Raw genomic sequence first — 21,200 nt, 5'->3', positions numbered from 1 at the left:
AAGGCAACGGCACCTAGTCCGGAAGCACCAGCCCCGTTTCGGTGACGTTGGACGGGGCGCTCTCGACGGTCTGGCCGTCGACGGTGGCGACGCTGGTCACGGCGTAGTTGTAGGTGATCCCGAGGATGACGTCCTTGTCCTGGTAGGTGTTGCCGGTCAGCGGCGCCTTGTTGAGCGGGGCGAGCGGCAAAGGCTCACCCTTTTTGCTCCGGTACAGGTTGTATCCGGCCGCCACGCCCTGCTCCGGGGGGAGCCCCACGAAATTCAAGGTCACCTCGTTGGGCGAGCCCGCTGCCTCCAGTACCGGCGGGAGGGGAGGGGTGACCGCCGTGCGCCGCACCTTGTTGGAGTCCTTGCTCTGCGCGCCGCTCTTGGTGAATGAGCGCACCTTGTACTGGTAGGCCTGCCCCTTTCTCAGATCGAAGTCGTCGTAGATCCAGAGGCCGCCCACCTGGCGCACCGCTTTGGGGAGGTCGAGGTCGACCAGCGTCAGCTGCTTGTAGGCACTGGGGCATTCTTCGCAGTCCTGCGCCGGAGGGAGCACGTTGCGCCGGTAGAGCAGGAAGCCGGAAAGATCCTCCAGCTTGCCACCCTTTTCCAGCCTGCCCGGTCCGCTCCAGCTCACCTGGAATTCAGCCCCCTTTTGTGCCACGGCCAGCGAGCCGATCGGCGCCGGGACCAGCGCCTCGGGCGGGATCAGCTGCCCTTTCTTGGCGCAGCCGGAGCTGAGGGTAAGCGCGGCGGCCAGGAACAGGGCCGGCAGGAATCCGCGAACGGCCGTCATTACCGCCCTTCCTTGGCGCGGGCGATCTCGGCCTTGACACACTCGAGCGCGGTGCCGCCGGTCGCGCGGCGTGCGTTGACCGAAGCCTCCAGGGTGATGGAGCCGAAGATGTCATCCTCGATGCGCGGCGAGAAGATCTGCCACTCCGCCAGGGACAGTTCCGGGATGTCCATCTCGTTCTCGATGCAGTAGCGCACTGCCTTGCCGACGATTTCGTGGGCGTCGCGGAACGGGATCCCCTTTCTCACCAGGTAGTCGGCCACGTCGGTCGCGGTGGAGAAGCCGGCAGCGGCTGCGGTCTTCATGCGCGCCTCGTTCACCTTCATCTCGCGCACCATGTCCGCGAAGATCTTGAGCGACCCTTTGACGGTGTCGATGGTGTCGAACAGCGGCTCCTTGTCCTCCTGCATGTCCTTGTTGTAGGCCAGGGGGAGCGACTTCATCAGGGTGAGGAGCGCCATCAGGTTGCCGTAGACGCGGCCGGTCTTGCCGCGGACCAGCTCCGGGACGTCCGGGTTCTTCTTCTGCGGCATGATGGAGGAGCCGGTGCAGAAGGAGTCGGAGAGGTCGACGAACTTGAACTCGCTGGTGGACCAGAGGATCAGTTCCTCGGCGAAGCGGGACAGGTGCATCATCAGGATGGAGGATGCCGCGCAGAACTCGATGGCGAAGTCACGGTCGGAAACCGAGTCGAGCGAGTTCCTGGTCACCTCGGGGAAGTCGAGCAGTTCCGCCACGTACTCGCGGTCGATGGGGAAGGTGGTCCCGGCCAGCGCGCCGGCGCCCAGCGGCAGCACGTTGGTGCGCTTCAGGCAGTCTTCCATGCGCCCCTTGTCGCGCTTGAGCATCTCGTGGTAGGCCATCATGTGGTGCGAGAAGAGGATGGGCTGCGCGGTCTGCAGGTGGGTGAAGCCCGGCATCATGACGCCGAGGTTCTGCTCCGCCTGGTAGATGAGGGCGTCGATCAAAAGGTCGATGTAGGCGGAGATCTCCACCAGTTCGTCCCGGAGGTAGAGCCGGATGTCGAGCGCCACCTGGTCGTTACGGGAGCGGCCGGTGTGGAGCCTCTTGCCCGCGTCGCCAATCTTCTCGGAGAGGCGCGCCTCGATGTTCATGTGGATGTCTTCCAGGGAGACCGAGAAGTCGAACTCGCCTGCCTCGATCTTGTCCAGGATTTCCCTGAGGCCGTGCACGATCTCCTCTACGTCCTTAACCGGGATGATCCCCTGCTTGCCCAGCATGGTGGCGTGGGCGATGGACCCGCGGATGTCCTGGTGGTACAGGCGCTTGTCGAAGTTGATGGAGGCGGTGAACTCTTCTACGAACTTGTCGGTGGGCTGGGTGAAACGGCCACCCCACAGTTTGTCTTTGGACATGTCTTTCGATCTCCTGCTGCCGATTATTTTTAGAACTGCACTTCCTTTAAAAAACCTGCTCCTCACCGCCGCTCGCCTTGATCCAGCCGTCATCGGTCCAGCGCAGCACCGTGTGCACCTTCAACGGCACCCGCGAACTTCTCGGGTCGAGTTCGTGATAGAGCGGCAGGTTGAAGTAGAAAAGCCTGGTCCCGGTGCCGAACCTCAAGCGGCACACCGGCGCGCCGCCGAAGTCGTCGCTGGCGAACTCCCGTCCCTGGACCGGCGACATCTTGTGGCGTGCGCTGATGGCCACGAAGGAAACCCCGTAGCACCCCTCGCAGCGCACCCCCTCGATCTCGCTCTCGTCGGAGCAGTTGCCGAAGACAGTCACCGTCTCGCGCACCCCAGGGGTGTCCTCCAGGTACTCTCCGTAGAAGCCGGTCACCACGTCGCGGTAGGCGCGGTGCTCGGGCTTTGGGTTGCACTGGATCACGAACAGGGCGTCCAGCGACTGCCTCATGGTGAAGAAGAGCCGGTTGGAGTGATCGATGATCTGCTTGATGTTGGAGGAGTAGAGGTCCCGGTAGAGGTAATCAAGGCAGATGATCGTCATGAAATTGAAGCAGGCCGGCTCACCGCGGAACAGGTAGAAATGGCGACCGCGGTACAGGTCGTGGTCCTTGTCCAGGAACTCCTCGCCGCGGAAGGGGTGCGTCTTGGCCTCCAGGAAAACCCGCAGGCGACCGCTGCTTTCCTTGATGGCGATGCAGCACCAGTTGACCGGCATGCCGAGGATGTCGCCCGAATCGATGTCGCGTTCCACACCCTCCAGCGCTTCGGCGTTGTCATCCTGGAAGCGGGTCAAAAGGGCCCGGTACTGTTCCAGCCGGATCTGCTCCATGCCGAACATGGTCACCGTGTTGGGGCGGAAGCGCTCCGCAATCACGTCGAGCAGGTCGTCGAAGTGGGAGACCGGGACCGAGGTCTCCGGGAACATCAGGAAATGTAGCCGCTTCAGGTTGCCCGCGCCGTCGGCCACCAGATCCATGACGCTGCGTACCATGTGCCACTGCTCCTCCGGGTTGACCAGGGAGAACAGGTGGTCGCGGCGCTGCAGCCGGTTCGGGATCTGGGCGATGAGACAGTGCAGGTGATGACCCAGAGGGAAATCGAGCTGGACATGTTTCTCGACGATCTTGACCATGGGCGGGGACCCCAATTGACGATGGACAATGCACAATTGACAATGAACAGCGGACTGCAAATCGCTAATTTAACGCAAAGACGCGGAGGCGCTAAGACACCAGGAAAAAACTGAAAGGCAACTCACCGGTTTTACCTTGCGGCTTTGCGTCTTTGCGTTAACAAAGGCTTTTCAGGTACCACCCGTAAAGATCTTACTGAGGATAAAGCGGGCGCCGGCCGGTATCTTGTAGGTCGCCAACTCGGCCGGCTCGACCCAGCGGGCCTCGGCCACTTCGTCCTTGTTATGGTTCACGTCGCAGTAAAGCGGCGTGCAGCGGTAGTAGATGATGATGAAGTGGTAGTTGTCCTCACCCGGCGTCACGTGCTCGAAGACGTCGATGAGGTCGCCCACTTCCACCTCGAGGCCCACTTCTTCCCAGACCTCGCGCTTGAGCGCCGCCACGATCGGTTCACCGAGGTCGATCTTGCCACCCGGCATCACCCACTCCCCCTGGAAGGGAGGGATGTTCCTCTTGGTGAGGAGCACCCGGCCATCGCTGTCGATGATGACCGCAACCACCGAGGTGACTATGTGGCTGGCCTTGAAATCGTTTTGCTCCATATAAGCGGATAGGGGCACGAAAGCCTCGTGCCCCTATGACCCTCCTTTACTGCCAGCTCAACTACTTGTTCTTGTTGGCCATCATCAGGGAACGGATCCTGAGCCTCAGCGAGTTCAGCTTGATGAAGCCCTCGGCGTCCGCCTGGTTGTAGACCTGGTCCTTCTCGAAGGTCGCGAAGTCGAGGTTGAACAGGGAGTCGCTCTCGGACTTGCGGCCCACGGTGCGCACGTGCCCTTTGTAGAGCTTGAGGCGGGCGACGCCGTTGACGGTCTTCTGGGAGTCGTCGATCAGGCACTGCATCATCTCGCGCTCCGGGGAGAACCAGTAGCCGTTGTAGATCATCTCGGCGTAGCGCGGGATCAGGGAGTCACGCAGGTGCATGACTTCGCGGTCGATGGTGATCTGCTCGACCGCCATGTGGGCTTCGCGCAGGATGGTGCCGCCCGGGGTCTCGTAGACTCCACGGGACTTCATGCCGACCGAGCGGTTCTCGAGGAGGTCGACGCGGCCGATGCCGTGCTCGCCGCCGATGGTGTTCAGGTGCGCCAGCAACTGCGCCGGGGTCATGCGCACGCCGTCGACGGCAACCGCGTTACCCTTCTCGAACTCGATCTCGACGTACTGCGGCTTGTTCGGTGCCTTCTCCGGAGCCTTGGTGAGCACGAACATGTTCTCGGGCGGCTCGAGCCAGGTATCCTCCAGGATGCCCCCTTCGAAGGAGATGTGCAGCAGGTTGCGGTCGGAAGACCAGGGGCGCTTCTTGGTGATCGGGATCGGGATGTCGTTGCGCTTGGCGTAGTTGATCAGCGCCTGGCGCGAGTTCAGCTTCCACTCCCTCCACGGTGCGACCACGGTGATGGCCGGGTTGAAGTGGTAGTAGGCCAGCTCGAAGCGGACCTGGTCGTTGCCCTTGCCGGTGGCGCCGTGGGAGACGGCGTCGCAGCCCTCGATCTTGGCAATTTCCATCTGGCGCTTGGCGATCAGCGGGCGCGCGATGGAGGTGCCCAGCAGGTAGGAGCCCTCGTAGATCGCGTTGGCGCGGAACATCGGGTATACGAAGTCGCGCACGAATTCTTCGCGCAGGTCGTCGATGTACACCTTGTCGGCGCCAGTCTTGAATGCCTTCTCGCGTACCGGCTCGAGCTCGTCGCCCTGGCCCAGGTCTGCGGAGAACGTCACCACCTCACAGCCGTACTCGTTTTTGAGCCACTTGAGGATGATGGAGGTGTCAAGCCCGCCCGAGTAGGCGAGGACGATCTTTTTCACTTCTTTCTTTGCCATGGGTTCTCCTTTGGTCGTTGATCGCTCTGACCGTCCCGTACGGGGCGGCCGGTCGGATTATTTCATCAGTGTGGCCATGATGGCCTTCTGCACGTGCAGGCGGTTCTCCGCTTCGTCCCAGACCACCGAGTTGGGGCCTTCGATGACGCCGTCGCTGATCTCCTCGCCGCGGTGCGCCGGGAGGCAGTGCAGCACGAGGGCGTCCTTCTTGGCCAGGGCGAGCAGCTGCTCGTCCAGCTGATAGCCGGCGAAGGCCTTCTCGCGGATCTTCTGCTCCTCTTCCTGTCCCATGCTGGCCCAGACGTCGGTGTTCAAGACGTCGGCGTCCTTGGCGGCTTCTTTCGGGTCGCGGGTGATCACGATCTTGGAGGAGCCGTTCGCCTTGGCCCATGCCATAACCTGCGGGTTGGGGTCGTACCCTTCCGGGCAGGCGAGAGTCAGGTCGAAGCCGAAGATGGCGGCGGCCTCGATCCAGGAATTGGCCATGTTGTTGCCGTCGCCGATCCAGGCGAACTTGAGCCCGTCGTAGCTACCCTTGTGCTCGATCACGGTGAACACGTCGGCCATGATCTGGCAGGGGTGGTGCAGGTCGGTGAGGCCGTTGATGACCGGGATGGAGGCGTACTTGGCGAACTCTTCCACGGTCTCCTGGGCGAAGGTGCGGATCATGACGCCGTCGCAGTAGCGCGCCATGACGCGGGCGGTGTCCTTGATCGGCTCGCCGCGGCCCATCTGGGAGTCCTTGCTGGAGATGAAGAGCGGGTGCCCCCCCAGCTGGTACATGCCGACCTCGAATGAGATCCTGGTGCGGGTCGAGGATTTCTCGAAGATCATGGCCAGCGACTTGCCCTTGAGGAGGTGGTGCTCCTCGCGGTTCTTGGTCTTCGCTTTCAGGTCCTTGCACAGGGCAAACATGGCGTCCAGTTCGGCCTTGGTGAACTGGCTCAGTGCCAGGAAGTCTTTTTTCATATCGCTGGTTCTCGCTTCTCTTTTTTTAGATGGCCGACAGGCGGCGTTACAGCTCTATGTCCACTCACTCCCTCTCCCTCTGGGAGAGGGTTGGGGTGAGGGAGCTTCTTGTTTTTGTGCTATCACAGTCGGGGGCAACACCCTCACCCCCAGCCCCTCTCCCGAAGGACGAGGGGATCGATCGGCGCCTCACTTACAGTTCGGCCAGAATCTCCGACAAGGTGGCGATCATCTCGTCCACCTCTTTCTTCCCGACGATGAGGGGCGGGACGAAACGGAGCACCTTCTCCTGGGCGCAGTTCAGCAACAGCCCGCGGGAGAGGGCGGTCTTGACGATGTCGCCGCCGGGGATGGCCAGCTCCACCCCGATCATGAGGCCGATGCCGCGCACCTCGGTGATCAGGCTCGGGAACTTCTTGCCCAAAGCCTCGAGTTCGCCCATCAGGTACTCGCCGATCTCCTCGGTGTGGTTCAGGATCCCTTCTTCCTGGATGGCGCGTACCGTCGCCACTGCCGCAGCGGTCACCAGCGGGTTGCCGCCGAAGGTGGAGCCGTGGGTGCCCGGGGTGAAGGATTCTGCCAGTTTGTCGGTGGCGAGCATGGTGCCGATCGGCGCACCGCCGGCCAGCGCCTTGGCGAGTGTCATGATGTCCGGGGTGATGCCGAAGTGCTCATGGGCGAACATCTTGCCGGTGCGCCCCATCCCCACCTGGACTTCGTCGAAAATGAGGATCAGGTTGTTCTCGTCGCAGATCTTGCGCACTTCCTGGAAGTAGGAAGCATCGGGAACTACCACGCCACCTTCGCCCTGGATCGGTTCCAGCATTACGGCGCAGGTGCCTGGTCCGATGGCATCCCTGAGTGCCTGGGCGTCATTGAAGGGGATGTGGCGGAAGCCATGCAGGAGCGGATCGAAGAATTTCTGCACCTTCTCCTGGCCGGTGGCCGAGACCGTGGCCATGGTGCGGCCGTGGAACGAGGAGATGGCGGTGATGATTTCGTAGCGGTCGAGCCCGAACTTCTCGCGGCTGTACTTCCTGGCCAGCTTGATGGCCGCCTCGTTCGCCTCGGCGCCCGAGTTGCAGAAGAAGGCCTTGTTGGCGAAGGAGAGGTTGCACAGAAGTTCAGCCAGCTCGATCTGGGTCGGGATGTGGTAGTAGTTCGAGCAGTGGATCAGTTCCGCCGCCTGCTTGGCCAGCGCCGCGATAACTTTCGGGTGGCAGTGTCCCAGGTTGTTGACAGCGACCCCGGCCAGGAAGTCGAGGTAGCGCTTGCCGTCCGCGTCCCAGAGGTAGCACCCCTCGCCCTTCACCGGCACCAGCGGGTACCGGCCGTACGTCTTCATGATGTATTTGTCAGCCTTTTCTATCCAGGCAGATGAATTCATAACTAAACTCCTTAAAAACGGGACCAGGGGCTTGGGACCAAGGGCTAGCAAAGGCGAAGACCGCTGGTTTTACCAGTCTCTAGTCTCCAGCCCCTAGCCTCTGCCTTTACGCCTGTATCTCTGTCCCTATCCCGACGTTTGTGAAGATCTCCAGAAGGATGGCGTGCTCGATCCGGCCGTCCACGATGTGCGCTTTCTTCACGCCTGCGGCGAGCGCGTCGGTGCAGCAGGTCACTTTCGGGATCATGCCGCCGGTGACGGTGCCGTTGTCGATCAACGCGGGGACGTCGGCGAGCGGGATGCTGGAAAGAAGCTCCCCTTGCTTGTCCTTCACACCGGAGACGTCGGTAAGCAGGATCAGCTTCTCGGCGCCCAGCGCGGCGGCGACCTTGCCGGCTACCACGTCCGCGTTGATGTTGTAACTCTGCCCGTCACGCCCCACGCCTACCGGCGCGATCACCGGGATGAAGCCACCCTTTTCCAATGCCTGCAGAATGGCGGGGTTCACTTCGACGACGTCGCCCACGAAGCCGATGTCGACCATCTCGACCCCGCCGTCCTCTCGTCGGATTTCCTGGAGCAGCTTTTCGCAGAGCAAGAGACTTCCGTCCTTGCCGGAAAGACCGGCGGCGCGGCCGCCATGCTGGTTGATGTAGCCGACCACCTCGCGGTTCACCTGGCCGGTCAGCACCATCTCGACCACGCCCATGGTCTCCGCGTCGGTGACGCGCATCCCTTTGACAAACTCTGACACTATGCCGTAGCGCTTCAGTGTCTCGTTGATCTGGGGACCGCCACCGTGCACTACCACGGTATTGATGCCTATGTACTTGAGCAGGATGATGTCGAGGGCAAAAGACTTTCTCAGCTTCTCTTCTGCCATGGCGTGCCCGCCGTACTTGATGACGATGGTCTTCCCCGAGAAGCGTCTGATATAGGGAAGGGCCTCCATGAGAGTGCTGGCTTTTTCTATGAGATGCTGCATAAGTGCCTCTTATAGCGTTAATTAGGGCATAGAAAGACGTAATATAGCAGATAGGGGGAAATAATCAACTTCAAAGAGGGGCGAAGCCCAGAGTTATCAGGGGCTTTGGCTGGCTTTGTTGGGGAGTGTGATGACGACGCGGGTGCCGACGTTTTCCTCGCTATCGATGCTGACGGTGCCGCCGTGCATCCGGATGAACTCGCGCACGTAGAACAGGCCGAGTCCGAAACCGCGCACCTGACCGGTGTGCTCCGCGTCGACCTGGTAGAACTTCTCGAACAGCTTGGGGAGCTGTTCGGTCGGGATGCCGATGCCGTTGTCCTGCACGGTGATCTCGCACTGGTCCTCGAGGTTGCGCAGCGTGACACAGACCACACCAGTTTCCTTGGAGAATTTGATGGCGTTGTCGATCACCTGGCGCACGGCGAAGCTCACCTTGTCGCGGTCCAGCATAAGTGCCGGAACGGTGTCCTGGGTGATGTGGGCGGTGACGCCGGGACGGTCTGCGACCTCCCGGGCTTCCTGCAGAAGCTTGGGCAGCAGCAGGTTGAGGGTGCAGGGCTCCAGGTGCAGCCCGACGCCGCTGTCCATGACCGAGGAGAAGGTGAGCAGGTCGGTGACCAGGTTGCCCAGGTAGCACGCCTCGTTGTAGATCAGCTTGATGTGTTCCTTGGTCCCCGCGTCGGACGGATCGATGATGCCGGAGGCGAGGTTCTGCAGGAACAGTGAAATGGAGGTGATGGGGGTGCGGAACTTGTGGGAGATGAGCGACAGGAATACGGTCTTGAAGCGGTCGAGGTTCCTGAGGTTGGCGATCTCGTCCTTAAGTGCTTTTTTGACGAGCGCCTTGCTGATGGCGCTCTTCAACTGCAGCAGGTTGAGCGGCTTGGTGATGAAGTCGTCTGCGTCGGCTTTCAGGGCCTTGAGGATCAGGTCCTTGTCGGCGAAGCCGGTCATGATGATGACCACCATGGTCGGCTCGCGTTCTTTGAGTTTTTTCAGCAGCTCGATGCCGTCCATGCGGGGCATCATGACGTCGGTGAGGATGACGTCGACGCCGCCGCGCAGGAAGATCTCGTACGCCTCCTGGCCGTCCCCCGCCTCGACGATGTGGTAGTCGTTGAGCACCCGCTTGCACAGGTCGCGGATCACCCCTTCATCGTCGACGATGAGGATGGTTTTCTTGTCCCTGTCCTGCAGGAGTTCCTGGGTGTGATTGGCGGTCAGTTCGAGCATCGGCATGTCCCGGTTGTGCTGAAATATCTGCCTGTTGCAAGTGGGGCTAACTTCTTCCCTTCCCTGACCCTCCCCCCGGGAGGGGAAGGGTGGGAGTGGGGAATCCTGTATGTTTCTACGAGCAGCTACCCTATGATGCGGTACACCGCCTCGAGCGCCTCGGCGAGGTTCTCCGGCTTGGTGCCGCCTGCCTGGGCCAGTTCGGGCTTGCCACCGCCGTTGCCGCCCACGATGGGAGCGATGGCCTTGATGATGTCGCCCGCCTTCCAGCGCGAGGTGAGGTCGGATGTGACCGCCACCAGCAGGTTCGCCTTGGCGGCGTCGCCTGCGCCCAGCACGATGATGCCGGAACCGATGCGCTCCTTGAGCGTGTCGGAGAGCTCGCGCAGCCCCTTGGCATCGCCGTCAACCTTGACCGCCAGGATCTTGATGCCGTTTTGCTCGCGCACCTGCTGGATCAGGTCGGCGGACTTGGAGGCGTTCATCTTCGCCTGCAGCGCGTCGAGTTCCTTCTGCAGCTCGCGCTGGCCGGCCAGGAGCTTCTCTACGCGGTCGAGGGTGCTGACCCCTTCTGCCTTCAAAAGGGTCGCGATGCTTCTCTGCTCGTCTTCCATCTGGTGCACCACGGCCAGCGCGCCGTGCCCGGTCTGGGCCTCGATGCGCCTCACGCCGGCGGCGATACCCGCCTCGGAGATGATCTTGAAGAGGCCGATCTCGCCTGCGCCGTGCACGTGGGTGCCGCCGCACAGTTCGGAGGAGACGTCGCCCACGCGCACCACGCGCACCACGTCGCCGTACTTCTCGCCGAAGAGCGCGGTCGCGCCTGCGGCCAGGGCCTCGGCAGCCGGCATCTCGCGGGCGTCGACACTGTCGTTGGCCATGATGTGGCCGTTGACCAGGACCTCGACCCTGCGGATTTCCTCGGCGGTCATCGGGCTGAAGTGGGTGAAGTCGAAGCGCAGACGGTCCGGGGTGACCAGGGAGCCTGCCTGCTTGACGTGGTCGCCCAGCACCTCGCGCAGCGCCGCTTGCAACAGGTGGGTCGCGGTGTGGTTTCTCGCGGTCGCAGAGCGGTTGGCCGAGGCAACCTTCAGGTCCACGGCCTCGCCGTTACGGATGTTGCCGGACACCACCTTGCCGCGGTGCACGATCAGGTCGGTGAAGGGGCGGCTGGTGCTTTCCACTTCGACATGCGCGGCGCCGGTGGAGATGGTGCCGGTGTCGCCCGCCTGGCCGCCGGACTCGCCGTAGAAGGGGGTCTTGGCGGTGACGATTTCGACCTCGTCCCCGGCGTTGGCCTCTTCGACCAGCACGCCTCCCTTGACGATAGCGCTCACGGTGGAGTAGGCGGTCTGCTCGGCGTAGCCCACGAAGTCGCTAGTGATGCCGGAGCCGTGCAGTTCCTTGTAGATGGCGGCAAGGCCCTGCTCGCCGGAGCCTTTCCAGTTTTCCCTCGCCTTGACGCGCTGTTTCTCCATGCACAGGGCGAAGCCGTCCTCGTCAAGGGTGAGCCCTTCCGCCTCGACGATATCGGCGGTGAGGTCGACCGGGAAGCCGAAGGTGTCGTAGAGCTTGAAGATCACTTCGCCGGAGAGCACGGTGTCACCCTTGGCTTTCAGGGCTGCAGTCTCCTCGTTGAGGATGGCGAGGCCGCGGTCGAGAGTCTCGATGAAGCGCTCCTCCTCCGCCTTGATCACCTTCTTCACGTAGTGCTCGCGCTCGAGCAGTTCCGGGTAGGCATCGCCCATCATCATGTTGACAGCGTCGACCACCTTGTAGAGCATCGGCTCGGACACGCCCAGCATCTTGGCGTGGCGCGCGGCGCGGCGCATGATGCGCCTGAGCACGTAGCCGCGTCCCTCGTTGGAGGGGAGCACGCCGTCGCAGATCAGGAAGGTGGTGGCGCGGGAGTGGTCGGCGATGACGCGCATGGAGACGTCGTCCTTCTCGTCGGCGCGGTACTTCTTGCCGCAGATCCCCTCGATGTGGCGAATGATCCCCTGGATCAGGTCGGTGTCGTAGTTAGAGGTGACCCCCTGCATGACGGCGGAGATGCGCTCGAGGCCCATGCCGGTGTCGACGGAGGGTTTCGGGAGCGGGGTCAAGGTGCCGTCCTTGTCGCGGTTGAACTGCATGAAGACGTTGTTCCAGATCTCCATGTAGCGATCGCAGTCGCAGCCGACGGCGCAGTCAGGGGAGCCGCAGCCGGTGCCGGGGCCGTTGTCCCAGAAGATCTCGGAGCAGGGGCCGCAGGGGCCGGTATCGCCCATGGCCCAGAAGTTGTCCTTCTCGCCGAAGCGGTAGATGCGCTCGCGCGGTACCCCTTCCTGGGTGTGCCAGATGTCGGCGGCTTCGTCGTCGTCGTTGTACACGGTGACGTAGAGGCGGTCCTTTGAGAGGCCGAGTTCGACGGTGAGGAATTCCCAGGCGAAGGCGATCGCTTCTTTCTTGAAGTAGTCGCCGAAAGAGAAGTTGCCCAGCATCTCGAAGAAGGTGTGGTGGCGCGCGGTGCGGCCGACGTTTTCGAGGTCGTTGTGCTTGCCGCCAGCGCGGACGCATTTCTGCGAGGAGACGGCCCGGTTGTAATCGCGCTTCTCAAGGCCGAGGAACACGTCCTTGAACTGGTTCATACCTGCGTTGGTGAACAGCAGGGTGGGATCGTTCTTCGGGATGAGGTTCGAGCTCTCCACCAGGGTGTGGCCCTTTTTCTGAAAGAAGTTGAAGAACTGCGCCCGGATCTCTTTGCCTGTCATAAAAAAACCTCAGTAAATGGAATATCTAAACCTAAAACGGTTGTGCGTTGTGGGGGCTCCCTCTCCCGGAGGGCGAGGGTATGACCTTCTAATCCTCGTGTGCCTTCAACTCCCTGAAGATGGCGCCCAGCGAGAACCCCTTCCTCTGCAGGTAGCCGACGATGCGCCGCTTCTCCTTGTCGGAAGCCGTGGCAGCGTCGAAGCCGGGGTAGCGGCGCTCCATCACCTGCGCCAGGAGCTCCGCCTCGCTGTACTCCTGGGCCAACTCGTCCAGTACCTGGCTCACGATCGAACTGGCCACGCCGCGCCGGGACAGCTCCAGCTTCAGCCTCGGTCCGACTCCCTTACCGTTTCTGAGCGCTGAAGAAGCGAAGCTGCGGGCGAAGCGCAGGTCGTCGAGATAGCCAAGCTCCTTCATCCGTCCGACCGCCGCCTCGATGTCGCTTTCCTCGTATCCCTTGCCGGAAAGCTTCTTCCTCAGTTCCCCTTCAGAGTGGTCGCGCAGGGTGAGCACCCGCAGACTGCACTCTAGGGCGGTCCCGCGCTGCACCTAGTACTTCTCGATAACCAGGTCCGCCCCGCCTTCCTGGGCTGGCGCTTCCGGTTCCTCGGTGAAGTTGTCCCAGCTGGAATCCGATGTTGAGGAGATGCCGGAAACCTTGAGTGCGAAGTCGTCGGGGTTGCTGGATTGGCGCAGGGCCTCTTCGTAGGTGATCAGCTTCCTGCCCAGAAGCTGCATGAGCGACTGGTCGAAGGTCTGCATCCCGTAGGTGGTGTGCCCCTGGGCGATGGCCTCCGGGATCTGCTTGGTCTTTTCCTTGTCGTCGATGCAGTCCCTGATGCGCGCGGTGCCGATCATGACTTCGACCGCAGGAACGCGCCCCTTGCCATCGATGCGCGGCACCAGACGCTGCGAAACGACCCCTCTCAGGATGCCGGCCAGCTGCATTCTGACCTGCCTCTGATGGAACGGGGGGAAGACGGAGATCACCCTGTTCACGGTTTCGGCGGCGTCCAGGGTGTGCAGGGTGGAAAGGACCAGGTGACCGGTCTCCGCGGCGGTGAGGGCGGTCTCGATGGTCTCGTAGTCGCGCATCTCGCCTACCAGGATGACGTCCGGGTCCTGGCGCAGCGCCGAGGTGAGCGCCTTGCCGAAAGTGAGCGTGTCGAAGCCCACCTCGCGCTGGCTGATCAGGCTCTTCTTGTCCTTGTGCAGGTACTCGACAGGGTCCTCGATGGTGATGATGTTGCAGGTCCTGTGTTCGTTGATGTAGTCGATGAGGGAGGCCAGCGTCGTGGACTTGCCGGAACCGGTGGTGCCGGTGACCAGGATCAGGCCGCGCTGCTCCAGCGCCAGTTTTTTGAGGACCGGCGGCAGGTTCAGCGTCTCCAGGGTCGGGATGGCGATCGGGATGGTGCGCAGCACCATGGCGACCGTCCCGCGCTGGGCGAAGGCGTTGACGCGGAAGCGCCCGAGACCCGGGACACCGTAGGAGAGGTCGACCTCGTAGTTTTCCTCGAAGATCCGTTTCTGGCGGTCGTTCATGATGGAGAAGGCCATGTTCCTGACCGCTTCGCTGGAGAGCCGTTCCGCGTTGGGAATGGCGCGCAGGGAGCCGTCGATCCTGACGATGGGGGGGAGCCCCGCCTTCAGGTGGATATCCGACCCCTTCGCCTTCATGGCTATGCCGAGGATCTCGTTAAGTTGCATGGTTTAGGCTGCGCCGGATGCTTGGGCGTCTTGTTCTGGAGCGGTGAGTTTAGCCCTGATCTCTTCGGTGATCTCCGGGTGCTCCTTGAGGAACAGCCGGGAGTTCTCGCGGCCTTGCCCGATGCGCTCCTTGCCGTAGGAGAACCAGGCGCCGCTCTTCTCGACCACGTTGCGCTCGACGGCCAGGTCGAGGACGTCCCCTTCCTTGGAGATCCCTTCGCCGTAGAGGATGTCGAACTCCACTTCCTTGAACGGGGGCGCCACCTTGTTCTTGACCACCTTGACGCGGGTCCGGGAGCCGATCATGTCGTTGCCCTGCTTGAGCGCCGCGATCTTGCGGATATCCATGCGCACCGAGGCGTAGAACTTGAGCGCGTTGCCGCCGGTGGTGGTCTCGGGGTTGCCGAACATGACGCCGATCTTCATCCTGATCTGGTTGATGAAGATGACGCAGCAGTTGCTCTTGGAGATGATGCCGGTCAGTTTCCTGAGTGCCTGGGACATCAGGCGTGCCTGCAGGCCCATGTGCGAATCGCCCATGTCGCCCTCGATCTCGGCTTTCGGGACCAGGGCGGCGACGGAGTCGACTACGAGGACGTCGATGGCGCCGGAGCGCACCAGGGTTTCCGCGATCTCGAGCGCCTGCTCGCCGGTGTCCGGCTGGGAGACCAGCAGGTCGTCGGTCTTGACGCCCAGCTTCCTGGCGTAGCCGATATCGAGGGCGTGCTCGGCGTCGACGAAGGCGGCGATGCCGCCCAGTTTCTGGGCTTCGGCGATCACGTGCAGGGCGAGGGTGGTTTTACCGGAGGATTCCGGTCCGAAGATCTCGATGACGCGGCCGCGGGGTACGCCCCCCACGCCAAGCGCCAAGTCCAGCGACAGGGAGCCGGTCGGGATGGCCGCCACGTCCGGCAGTGCCTCCTCGTTGCCCAGCCTCATGATGGCCCCTTTGCCGAACTGTTTCTCGATCTGGCTCATGGCCAGGTCGAGGGCTTTTTCCGCTTTTTCCTTATCGAGCATCGTTTTATATCTCCTTAGCCTTGTCAGGCGCTATTTTTGGGTCTGGTTCCGGAACCAATCACACATAACACAAAAACCGTTCAAGGTTCAACGTTCAATGTTCGTAAAAGGGCTGTCTGCTTAATAATCTCTGGCGCTACTGCCCCCGCGCCACGTCCTCTGGTCGGAATGAGCATCGAACGTTGAACGGGTTTTAGAACAGTGCGGGTTGGATCAGTTCCTGCTCGAGCGGCAACACCAGGAAGAAGGAGCTTCCCTCGCAGCTCTCCACCCATACCATGCCGCCATGGGCTTCGACCATTCCCTTGACGATGGCGAGCCCCAGTCCGGCACCCTTGCCCTGTCGCCTACCGCTGGAGTGGTGCCTGATCTCGCCCACTTCGTAGAAGATCTCGAAGATGCCCTGCTGTTCCTGCAGCGGGATGCCGATGCCGCAGTCGCGCACCTCCACTTCCAGGTAGCAGCGCTCACCGCAGCGCCTGAGGAACTCGGGGTTGAAACGCATCAGCGTGTGCGCGCGCTGGTGCAGGTCCTCCTGCTGCACCACCCGGCCGTGGACCACGATCTCGCCCCCCTCGGGGCTAAAGCGAATGGCGTTCAAGAGGAGCTCGTAGAAGACCCGCTCGAGGTAGCCGCAGTCCCCCTGGAAGAAGGGGAGGTGGTCCAGGTCGCGCAGCGTCACCACCTGGCCCCGCTCCTCGAACAGGGGCTGGAGCTGGTCCAGGAGATTTTCCAGGAGCATCCTCAGGTGGATGGCAGAGGTCTCCAGCCCTTCGCGGCGTGACTCCAGCCGGATCAGCTTCAGCAGGTCGGCGACCAGGGCTTTCAGCCTGAGCCCGCCGTCGCGCACCATCTCGAGGACCCGGCAGGCGTCCTCCTGAGAACTCCACCCCTGCTGCAGCAGGTGGTCCACGCCGGAGATGATGCTGGTAAGCGGGGTGTTGAACTCGTGGGAGACCATGCCCAGGAACTGGTTCTTCATGCGGTCCAGCCGGATCTGCTCCACGTGCGCACGCTCCACCAGGGCCAGGTTCTGCTTCAGCCTGGTTTCGGAAACGGAGAGGCTGTGACTGCTCTTCTCCAGGAGACGGTGCGAGCGGAGCAACTCCTCGCTCTTCCAGGTGAGCTCGGTGAAGAGCCTGATCTGTTCGATGATGTTGCCCATCTGCTTGCCGACCGTCTCCAGGAAACGCAATTCCTCGAGGGTGTAGCGGTAGGACTCGCGGTGGATGAGGTGAATTACACCGAGCAGGCGCTCCTGGGAGTTGACGGGGATGGAGGTGAGGCTCCCCCACCCTTCGCCGGCGTCGCCCAGGGGGACCACGCATACATCGTGGAAGCCGTCGGGGTTGCTCAGGGTTGTCCCCAGCACCTGTACCAGTTCGGGGGAGGCGTGTTTCGAGGCGCACAGGGTAGGGGAGGAAGTATCGGGGGTGGAGAGATGAAGGGTGCCGCTTTCCGCGCGGAACAGCTCCATCAGCTGGAGCAGGGTCCCTTCCTGCACCGTCTTCAGGTCTTTGCCGAGGTTCATGCTGGTCAGCATGTTGTTCAGGATGGAGAGCTCGCGGTTTCTCTGCCAGATCTCCCGCTCGGTGCGGTGCTTCTCGGTAATGTCGCGCAGCAGGCAGTGGGCCACCTGCTCATCCCCGAGGTCGATGAGCCGCGCGTTGATTTCGCCCAGGAATGAAGAGCCGTCCTTGCGCTTGAGCTGCACCTCGTCCCAGTCGGCCTCGCCGTTGCGCACCAGCTGGTACAGGAACGAGCGCAGCCGCTCGTGCTCGCAGGGGGCGATCAGGTCGCGCACCACCATGGTGGATAGCTCGTCCTTGGTGAAGCCGAACAACTCCCGCCCCAGCCGGTTTTCCTCCTCGAGGACCGCCGTTTCCACGTTGAAGATGAAGATGGCGTTACCCGCCCCTTCCAGCAGGCTCTTGTAGCGCCGGGCACTCTTGGCGGCCTCCTGCTGCATGCCGTCGATCTCGCGGCGCAGGCCGTCCACCACCTTCGCCTCGCGCTGCTTGAAGAGCGCCACGAAGCACAAGAGCACCGCCGCCAGCGACACCGAGACGCCGAAGTGCAGCAGTCCGGGCAGCGGCGTGTACTGCTCGATAAGAAGGAGCAGCAGTTCGCAGGCGACTATGAGTAACAGCGGCGCGAAGTGCAAGGTCGTTTTCCCTGTACCGGCATTTAAGTAATGGCCCCGTCAGTCGGGGACCGCTGCTCCGTTGTGGGTGAGGAGGTATTCGCGCAACCAGTTGAGCGCAGTAAAGCAGGTGATGGAGCGGACCCGGGTCCGATCTCCCTGGAAATTGCAGCGTTCGACCCGGCAGGAGGCTGCGTCGGCCAGCGCGACGTACACCGTGCCCACCGGCTTTTCCGGGGTGCCCCCGTCCGGTCCGGCGATGCCGGTGACCGACAGGGCCAGGTCGCTTCCGGCGGCCTTGCGGGCACCCTCGGCCATGGCGCGGGCGACCTCGGCGCTGACCGCCCCGTGCCGCTCGATCAGTTCGGGGGGGACGGCGATCATCCTGCTCTTGGCGGCGTTACTGTAGGTAACGTTCCCTTCCAGGAAGTAGGCGGAGCTGCCGGCCACGGCGGTGATGCGCGCGGCGATCATGCCACCGGTGCAGGACTCGGCCAGCGCCAGGGTGAGGCCGCGTTCCCGGAACAGGCGCGCCAGCACGTCGTCCATGGTCTCGTCGTCCTCGGCGAAGAGGTACTGTGCCAGCCGGTTTCTCACCTCCGCGGCCGCTGCCTCGAGGAGTTGAGCGTCTTTGTTTGCCGCACGCAGGATCACGTGGATCTCGGGGTACTTGACGCAGTAAGCGAGCTGCACGGGGGCGTCCGCCGGGAAAGCGCCTCCCAGGCGCTCGGCGATCGCCGCCTCGGGGATGCCGAACACTTTCAGGGTGATGCGCCGCCACGGCGCCGGGAGCCGCTTGGCGAGCTCCGGTAGCACCGTGTCCGCCAGCATCCGCTCCATCTCGTACGGGACTCCGGGGAGGAAGAAGAGATCCGCCGCGCCGATGGTGACCACGAAGCCGCAGGCGGTTCCCAGCGGGTTGGGGATGAGCCGGGATCCTGCCGGGAAAAGCGCCTGGCGCCGGTTGGACGGGTGCAGCGGCCTCGCGATCCTCTTTTCAAACTCGGCCAGGTGGTCGAGCGCCGTCTGCGACAACTCCAGCTCGACTCCCGCCGCCCGTGCCGCACCCTGCGCCGTGTAGTCGTCGGGGGTGGGGCCGAGCCCACCGGTGACGATGACCGCGTCGCTGGCCGCTGCCAGTTCGGTAAGGGCCTGTGCGATCGCCTCCTCGTCGTCCGGAACCGTGAGGTGCCGAAAGACGCGGCCGCCGCAGTCGTAGATCCGCCCCGCGATGTGGCTCGCGTTGGTGTCGGTCACCTCGCCGGTGAGCAGCTCGTCCCCTATGGAAAGGATGGCGACTCTCACAAAAACCTCAGCGCCAGGTGGGTGGCGGCGCAGGCGTAGACGCCGGCGGCGATATCGTCCAGCACTACGCCGTAGCCGTTTTTCAGCGAGCGGTCGAACCAGCGTGCCGGCTGCGGTTTCAGGATGTCGAAGATCCGGAACATGATGAAGCCAACGAGGATCCCCTGCCAGGACGCCGGGACCGCGGTCATGGTCACCAGGTAGCCGGCCACCTCGTCGATGACGATCTTGCCCGAGTCGTGCTCGCCCCAGAGCTCCTCGCCGAAACCCGCGCTCCAGCAGGCGAACAGCGTGAAGGCGACCGTGGTGAGGAGGTAGAGCCACAGCGGCATCTCCGAGAGGAGCAGGAAGAACGGGATGGCGCCGAGAGTTCCGACCGTTCCGGAGGCAAAGGGGGAAAAGCCGGTGCCAAACCAGGTCGCGGCAATGATGACGAATGTTTTCATCCCTGGCAGCACTCCCTTGCCACCGTCCGGTACACCTCGACCAGCGGCATCCTCTTTGCCAGGGCGATCTCGCGGCAGGAGTCGTACTCCGGCGTCACCCGTCCGTTGCCCAGCACCTTGACCCGAACCTCGCCCAGCGAGGTCACCCGCGTCTCGCAGCAGCGGGGGAGGGTGATCCGCCCGGCCGGGTAGTAGCGCAGGCCGATGGCACTCGATTCCGCCAGGATGAGGTCGGAGAGCTTTTGCAGGTCACCCGGGTTGGCGATGACGGTGAGCCGGGTGCCGGGGCGGTTCTTCTTCATCTGCAGCGGCGAGAAGGAGACGTCGAGCGCCCCCGCCTCCATGAGCCGTTCCATGAGGAAGCCGAAGATCTCGGCGGGCATGTCGTCGATGTGAGTCTCGAGGACCAGCACCTCCTGGGCTTCTTTTGCCTCGGTGCTCTCTCCAAGCACCAGCCGGAGCAGGTTGGGGAGTTCCGGGAAGTCCTTTTCGCCGGCGCCGTAACCGGTTGCCGCGACGGTCATCACCGGGGTAGGGCCAAAGCTGTCGGCAAGCGCCGCGACGATGGCCGCGCCGGTCGGGGTGACCCGTTCGCCCGGGCCGATGTCGGGACCGAGCGGGATCCCCTCCATCAGTTTGGCGGTGGCGGGCGCCGGAACGGGAAGCAGGCCGTGCGCCGTTTTGACGAAGCCGTGGCCGTAGGGAAGGCCCGAGGCGCAGACCTTTTCGATGCCCAGGTAGTCGAGGCCGATGGCGGTGCCGACGATGTCGACGATGGAGTCGACGGCGCCCACCTCGTGGAAGTGGACCCGCTCCAGCGGCACGCCGTGCACGGTCGCCTCGGCCTGCGCCAGCTTCAGGAAGATGCGCTGGGAGAGTTCCTTGACCCGCGGTTTGAGGTCCGACTTCTCGATCATCGCCGAGATGCCGGAGTAGTGGCGGTGCGGCTGGTCCTCCTCGGTGAGGGTGACCTTGAAGGAGGTGCCGGCGACGCCGTGGCGGTCGACCTTGCGGCTCTCCAGCGTGTAGCCGCACAGCGGCAGCGAGGAAAGTTCCTGTTGCAGCGTCTCCAGCGGGAGCCCGAGTTCGATCAGGGCGGCCACGGTCATGTCACCTGCGATCCCGGCGAAACAATCGAAATACAGTACCTTCATCCGTGAATCCTGTTCATGAGGCTCGCCGCGTAGGCCGCCCCGAAACCGTTGTCTATGTTGACCACCGTTACCCCGGCGGCGCAGGAATTGAGCATGCCCAAGAGGGCTGCCACACCGCCGAAGGAGGCGCCGTAGCCCACAGAGGTCGGCACCGCAATGACCGGCTTGTCCACCAACCCGCCCACGACGGAAGGGAGCGCCCCCTCCATTCCGGCCACGACGATGATCACCGACGCTTCCGCGAGCGTTCCGCGCCGCGCCAGCAGGCGGTGCAGGCCGGCCACACCCACGTCGTAGACCTTCTCCACCTCGTTGCCCATCATCTGCGCGGTCAGCACCGCCTCGGCCGCTACCGGGATATCGGAGGTGCCGGCGCAGACCACGAGCACCTTGCCCCGGCCGCGCAATTCGACCGGATGCTGTTCGATGGTGAGAGCGCGGGCGTCGGCGTGGTAGACGGCCTGCGGGAAAAACTCCAGGAGTTTTGTCCCCTTGGCGCGGTTCACCCGCGTCGCCAGGACGTTGCCTCCCTTCTCCATGAGCGCGGTGATGATGGTACGCATCTGGGCCACGCTCTTGCCCTGCCCGAAGATGACTTCCGGGAAACCCTGGCGCAGGGTGCGGTGGTGGTCGACCGTGGCGCAGCCGACGTCCTCGAAGGGGAGGTGCTTCAATTTCTCCAGTGCCTGGGCGACGTCGAGCGTCCCCTCACTCACTTCCTGGAGAACTTTTTCAATTACCTTGTTTTGCATGAATAAGAAGCTGCCTCCGGAGGTTGGAAAATGCGATTAAGGCTAACATACAAACCTCGTATTCGCTGCTAAAAAATGCTTTTTTTGGCAGGAGCCGGGAAATTTCTG

18 protein-coding genes are annotated in these 21,200 nt (G+C 63.0%); all 18 read right to left on the bottom strand.

Going from position 1 to position 21,200, the window contains the following annotated elements; all coding sequences use genetic code 11:
* Positions 1–13: 13 nt before the first annotated feature.
* Positions 14–784 (bottom strand): fibronectin type III domain-containing protein, encoded by a 771-nt coding sequence (locus K7R21_RS12385; protein WP_224983629.1) that lies wholly within the window; start codon positions 782–784, stop codon positions 14–16.
* A complete protein-coding gene (argH, locus tag K7R21_RS12380) occupies positions 784–2,160 on the bottom strand; it encodes an argininosuccinate lyase (RefSeq protein WP_224983628.1) in 1,377 nt (458 codons plus the stop codon). Before argH ends, K7R21_RS12385 begins: the two co-directional genes overlap by 1 nt.
* Positions 2,161–2,206: 46 nt before the next feature.
* Positions 2,207–3,346 (bottom strand): hypothetical protein, encoded by a 1,140-nt coding sequence (locus tag K7R21_RS12375; RefSeq protein WP_224983627.1) that lies wholly within the window; start codon positions 3,344–3,346, stop codon positions 2,207–2,209.
* Between the two features lie 171 nt (positions 3,347–3,517).
* Positions 3,518–3,949, bottom strand: coding sequence for an NUDIX domain-containing protein (locus K7R21_RS12370; RefSeq protein WP_224984894.1), 432 nt, complete (start codon positions 3,947–3,949; stop codon positions 3,518–3,520).
* 61 nt (positions 3,950–4,010) lie between these two features.
* A complete protein-coding gene (locus tag K7R21_RS12365) occupies positions 4,011–5,231 on the bottom strand; it encodes an argininosuccinate synthase (RefSeq protein ID WP_224983626.1) in 1,221 nt (406 codons plus the stop codon).
* A 57-nt stretch (positions 5,232–5,288) separates the two neighbouring features.
* Positions 5,289–6,200, bottom strand: coding sequence for an ornithine carbamoyltransferase (argF, locus tag K7R21_RS12360; protein WP_224983625.1), 912 nt, complete (start codon positions 6,198–6,200; stop codon positions 5,289–5,291).
* A 193-nt stretch (positions 6,201–6,393) separates the two neighbouring features.
* Positions 6,394–7,587 (bottom strand): acetylornithine transaminase, encoded by a 1,194-nt coding sequence (locus K7R21_RS12355; RefSeq protein WP_224983624.1) that lies wholly within the window; start codon positions 7,585–7,587, stop codon positions 6,394–6,396.
* Between the two features lie 106 nt (positions 7,588–7,693).
* Positions 7,694–8,572 (bottom strand): acetylglutamate kinase, encoded by an 879-nt coding sequence (gene argB / locus K7R21_RS12350; RefSeq protein ID WP_224983623.1) that lies wholly within the window; start codon positions 8,570–8,572, stop codon positions 7,694–7,696.
* Positions 8,573–8,668: 96 nt separating this feature from the next.
* On the bottom strand, positions 8,669–9,808 hold the full coding sequence (locus K7R21_RS12345) for a hybrid sensor histidine kinase/response regulator (protein WP_224983622.1): 1,140 nt from the start codon (positions 9,806–9,808) through the stop codon (positions 8,669–8,671).
* 125 nt (positions 9,809–9,933) lie between these two features.
* The gene (gene alaS / locus K7R21_RS12340; protein WP_224983621.1) at positions 9,934–12,561 is read right to left on the bottom strand and encodes an alanine--tRNA ligase; all 2,628 of its coding nucleotides are present in this window, start codon (positions 12,559–12,561) and stop codon (positions 9,934–9,936) included.
* A gap of 88 nt (positions 12,562–12,649) precedes the next feature.
* Positions 12,650–13,111, bottom strand: coding sequence for a regulatory protein RecX (locus tag K7R21_RS12335; protein WP_224983620.1), 462 nt, complete (start codon positions 13,109–13,111; stop codon positions 12,650–12,652).
* The gene (locus tag K7R21_RS12330; RefSeq protein WP_224983619.1) at positions 13,112–14,272 is read right to left on the bottom strand and encodes a type IV pilus twitching motility protein PilT; all 1,161 of its coding nucleotides are present in this window, start codon (positions 14,270–14,272) and stop codon (positions 13,112–13,114) included. It lies immediately after the preceding gene.
* Positions 14,273–14,275: 3 nt separating this feature from the next.
* A complete protein-coding gene (gene recA, locus K7R21_RS12325) occupies positions 14,276–15,292 on the bottom strand; it encodes a recombinase RecA (RefSeq protein ID WP_224983618.1) in 1,017 nt (338 codons plus the stop codon).
* 193 nt (positions 15,293–15,485) lie between these two features.
* Positions 15,486–17,456 carry a sensor histidine kinase gene (locus K7R21_RS12320; RefSeq protein ID WP_224983617.1) on the bottom strand — a complete coding sequence of 657 codons (1,971 nt, stop codon included), beginning with the start codon at positions 17,454–17,456 and terminating at the stop codon, positions 15,486–15,488.
* A 39-nt stretch (positions 17,457–17,495) separates the two neighbouring features.
* Positions 17,496–18,740 carry a competence/damage-inducible protein A gene (locus K7R21_RS12315; protein WP_224983616.1) on the bottom strand — a complete coding sequence of 415 codons (1,245 nt, stop codon included), beginning with the start codon at positions 18,738–18,740 and terminating at the stop codon, positions 17,496–17,498.
* On the bottom strand, positions 18,737–19,186 hold the full coding sequence (locus tag K7R21_RS12310) for a phosphatidylglycerophosphatase A family protein (RefSeq protein ID WP_224983615.1): 450 nt from the start codon (positions 19,184–19,186) through the stop codon (positions 18,737–18,739). The genes K7R21_RS12315 and K7R21_RS12310 overlap by 4 nt, the downstream gene beginning before the upstream one ends.
* Entirely contained in the window at positions 19,183–20,340 is a 1,158-nt protein-coding gene (gene larC, locus K7R21_RS12305) for a nickel pincer cofactor biosynthesis protein LarC (protein WP_224983614.1), read from the bottom strand. The genes K7R21_RS12310 and larC overlap by 4 nt, the downstream gene beginning before the upstream one ends.
* Positions 20,337–21,092 carry a nickel pincer cofactor biosynthesis protein LarB gene (larB, locus tag K7R21_RS12300; protein ID WP_224983613.1) on the bottom strand — a complete coding sequence of 252 codons (756 nt, stop codon included), beginning with the start codon at positions 21,090–21,092 and terminating at the stop codon, positions 20,337–20,339. The genes larC and larB overlap by 4 nt, the downstream gene beginning before the upstream one ends.
* Positions 21,093–21,200: the final 108 nt, after the last annotated feature.

This window comes from Geomonas agri (assembly GCF_020179605.1).
GTDB classification, from domain to species: Bacteria; Desulfobacterota; Desulfuromonadia; order Geobacterales; family Geobacteraceae; genus Geomonas; species Geomonas agri.
The sequence above is the reverse complement of the archived record's forward strand: the minus strand, read 5'-3'. Positions and strand labels throughout refer to the sequence as shown.